Annotated in this window: 3 protein-coding genes; all 3 read left to right on the forward strand. The window is 62.8% G+C overall.

Features of this window, described 5'->3' with window-relative positions; translation table 11 throughout:
* The coding region (locus VEK15_31345; protein ID HXV65232.1) for a nucleoside hydrolase at positions 1-535 on the forward strand (535 nt) is incomplete at its 5' end.
* A 219-nt stretch (positions 536-754) separates the two neighbouring features.
* Entirely contained in the window at positions 755-3,679 is a 2,925-nt protein-coding gene (locus VEK15_31350) for a carboxypeptidase regulatory-like domain-containing protein (protein ID HXV65233.1), read from the forward strand.
* A 119-nt stretch (positions 3,680-3,798) separates the two neighbouring features.
* A partial coding sequence (locus tag VEK15_31355; GenBank protein ID HXV65234.1) for a hypothetical protein occupies positions 3,799-4,169 on the forward strand: 371 nt, incomplete at its 3' end.

The raw sequence follows: 4,169 nt of genomic DNA on the forward strand, positions 1-4,169 counted from the left end.
CCTCATGGGGGGATCGATCGTGGGAGGAAACGCGAGCCCGGCGGCGGAGGCCAACATCTATAACGATCCCGAGGCGGCCAAGGTCGTCTTCGAGTCGGGGATCCCGATCGTAATGGTTGATCTGGGAGCGACGGACCAGGCCCGTCTCACGCGGAAAGACCTCGAGCGACTCCGGGCTGCGGACTCGCGCGTGGCCCTTTATGCCGCGGACATCGGCGATTTCTACATCGCCTTCTCCGAGAGCCTCGGTTTCATGGATGGGGCGGCCCTGCATGACCCTCTTGCGGTTGGTCTCGCCATCGACCTCTCGATCGCGACCGACCTCCGGCCGATGCATATCCAGGTGGAGACCAAGGGGAGCCTTACCTACGGGGAAACCGTCGCCAATCGCTACCTTCTCCTCGAAGCGATCGAGGACGTTGGAGACCACTACCGCATCACGTCGTTTCCGCGGGTCCAGCCGAACGCTCGAGTCCCGGTGACCGTCGACTCCGCGCGTTTCCGTGCTCTGTTTCTGGATCGGCTGACCCGATAGCGTCCGTCGGAACGGTCTCTCGTCACTCAGAAGTGTCTCGATTCAGAAAGAAATATGTCCATTGACTCGATCGAGGGGGCGGCTCTAGAATACGCGACCATATCGGTCCGGTTCTCGAACCTGACGTACGCCGTCCAAGCAAGAGACGAATCAGGAGGCCTTATGACCCATCGTCGGAGGTCATTACGAGCCACTCAAGGAGCGAGCGCTCTCTTGGTCGTGGCTTTTCTCGCGGTGCCTGTCTTCTCGCAGGTTCTCGATCGCGGCGAGCTGTCGGGAACGGTGAGCGACGAGACCGGGTCGACGCTACCGGGGGTGACCATCACCGTAACCCACGTGGAAACCGGTCTCACCCGTGTCGTGACGACCGACGACACGGGTCGCTACCGTGCACCACTCCTTCCCGTCGGGGCTTATACGATCCAGGCGGAGCTCCCGAACTTCGCCACCGTTACCCGGGAAGGTGTCGTGGTCACGGTGGGCTCGGCGCCGGTCATCGACCTGACCATGCCGCTCGCCAGCGTCACCGAGGCGGTCACCGTCACCGCGGCGACTCCGGTCATCGAGATCCAGCGATCGATCGTGAGCACCACCCTTAATCAAAAAGCCATCGCCACGCTTCCGATCAACGGCAGGGATTTCCGCGACTTCGCCTTGCTCGCGCCGGGCGTTCAGCAGACGCCGGGCCTCCGCTCTCCCTTGCGATTCGGCGGCCAGCAGGGCGACTACTCGCTTCTCGCTGTCGATGGAGCGGACATGACCAACCCCTTCTTCGCCGAGTATACCGGTTCGCTCGAGACCAAGAACTTCGCGATCTCCCAGGAAGCGGTGCAGGAGTTCGAGGTCTTGACCAACGGATTCAACGCGGAGTTCGGCCGCTCCACCGGTGGCGTGATCAACGTCGTGACCAAGTCGGGAACCAACGACCTTCGCGGAGGTGGGTTCGCTTTTTTCCGTGATTCCGGCCTGAAGTCGGACGATCCCTTCGGCAATCCTTCCGATCAGTTCGATCAGCAGCAATTCGGCGCCAGCATCGGCGGGCCCATCAAGCAGGACAAGGCGTTCTTCTTCTTCGCCTTCGATGCGCAGAATCGGGACGACACCGTCATTACCCGATTCGCCCGCGATGTCAACGGCATCTCGGTCCCGGAGTACGGAATCACCAATCTGGCGGATCTCGAAGGCCCCAATCCAGAGACGCAGGATCTCTTGACGTTCTTTGGAAAGGTCGATTTCGACATCACCGACAACAACCGGCTGTCGGTGCGCTTGAACCGGAGCGAGAACGACACCATCAACTTCACCGGTGGCCGCGGGCAGTCCATCGTGGGAGGGGCGGCGGAGAACTTCGAGGACTTCAACAACACCGCCACGTCCGTGGTCGCGAGCCTGACCAGCGTCATCGGCACCCGCGCGTTCAACGAGCTCAAGTTCCACTACATTCACGAGATCCGGCCGCGCGACGCGAAGTCCGATCTGCCGGAAGTACAGATCGGTGATACCTGCGGGTTCTCGTTCCCCCAGGGAGGCTGCTTCGGGCGCGAGTTCTTCCTTCCCATCAAGGGCGACAACAACCGGTTCCAGGTCACCGACAGCTTCAGCTATCTCTTTGGCAGCCATGACGTGAAGTTCGGTGTCGACTGGAACGCCACCGAGCTCACGAACAACGCCTTCATCGGCTGGTCGCGGGGGAGCTACTGGTTCCTCACCATGGAAGACTTCCAGGCCCGCCAGCCTTTCGCTTTCATCTTCCGGCAGTTCTTCGAGCCCTTCAACGAAGGCACCGCTACCACCGACGACTATTGGACGAACGAGCTGGGCCTCTTCGTCCAGGACAAGTGGCAGGCGACTCCCAACCTGACCCTCAATTTTGGATTGCGCTACGAAGCCCAGATGAACGGCGACCCCAAGCTCCCGATCGCGAATCCGGACGGCACCGTGGGCTCGGTCCGCCAGGCACCGGGGATGGACCTTCGCTCGATTCCGCAGACCATCGCCAGCGACACCAACAACTTCGGACCCCGGCTGGGCATTTCCTGGGATCCGACGGGCGATGGGAGGACCGTCGTCCGCGGAGGAGCGGGAGTCTACTTCGGCCGGACGGCGACGATCTTCATGCCCACCGGAGGCGCCGGTTTTCGAGACAGCGTCGGCTTTTTCTTCGGGGCACTACCGCCGGGCGCCGTGTTTCCCGACACGCCGCCGAGCGTCGTCCCCGTGACCCCGGGGCTGATATCGTCGGTCAATTTCGTTTCCGAGGACTTCCAGAACCTCCGCGTCTTGAACGTGAACGTGGGCGCCGAGCGCGAGCTCGTCCCCAATCTTTCCGCGGGCGTGGACTTTATTTACTCCCGCACGGAGAATGCGAGAATCGGAGGATTCAACACCACGTTCGACCAGAACACGTTCGCGCCTTCGGGCACCGACGAGTTCGGGCGGCCTATTGGGGTCGATGTCTTTACGCGCGGGCGGCCCTCTAACAGCGTTTTCCAGGCCGATATGCTTTCGAGCCTGGGCCGGGCGCGATACAAGGCGGTCACCGTCAAACTGAAGAAGGGATTCACGGACCGCGCCCAGTTCCTCGCGCACTACACCTGGTCCCGGGACGAGTCCAACGCCGATCCCGAGCGCGATATCGGGTTCACCATGGGCCCCTCGAACGCCTTCGACCTCGAGAGCGACTTCGGGATCGACGAGCGCGATATCACTCACCGTTTCGTCTTCCAGGGAACGGCGGAGCTCGGAGGCGGCTTCACCCTGAGCGGGCTCGGGACGTTCCGCTCCGGTCTCCCCATTCCCGCTTTCCATAGCGTCGACGTCAACGGTGACGGCAACACGTTCGACCGACCGGTGGATTCGAGCGGCCGCATCGTTCCCCGCTTCCCCGAGCGTCAGCCGGAGTTCTACAACGTCGACTTCCGTGTCATGTGGACCCGCAATCTCGGAGCGGCGGGCGAAATCGACCTCCTCTTCGAGGTCTTCAACGTTTTCAACAGCGAGAATTTTCGAACGACGACCTTCTCGTACGAATCGCCGATCTACGGTCTGTGCGGCAGCGACCCGAGCACGACCAACTGCGATCGGTTCGACGGAGTTTCCCGGGAGGCCCAGATCGGCATCAAGTGGAGATTCGGCGGGAGCTGATTTCCCAAAAGGGCGAGCACCGCGGGATCCGCGCCCGATCGTCGTACCGGCAGATTGCCGAGCCCTTCGGGTCGATGGCCCACGAGCACCGGGCCTGAAACGGTACAATGCGCCGAACCATGCGCAGGCCGTTCGGATACCTCCTTGCCGCCGTCTTGACCTTCGTCCTCCTGTTCGTGCTGTTTTGGCCGGGGCCAGCGCCTTCGGTGGACGTCCGGACAGACCGGCCGGGAGTCGGCCGCGCCGGTACCGACCTGACCGTAACCGCGAGGGAGCCTGCCCGTGGAGTGAGCTCCATCCGGATGGAGGCTGTCCAGGGCGATCGGGTTGTCGCGCTCGCGGATGAGAGCTTCGTCCCTCGGCCAGCGTGGGCCGTATGGAAACGAGGGGAGGTCGAGCCCGCGCTCGACGTGCAGTTGAGCCCGGAGACCGTCCCCGGATTATCCGAAGGCGAGCTTCTCCTGCGGGTCACGGCCAGCGGCACGGGGGC

Source organism: Vicinamibacteria bacterium, assembly GCA_035620555.1.
In the GTDB taxonomy this organism is placed as follows: domain Bacteria; phylum Acidobacteriota; class Vicinamibacteria; order Marinacidobacterales; family SMYC01; genus DASPGQ01.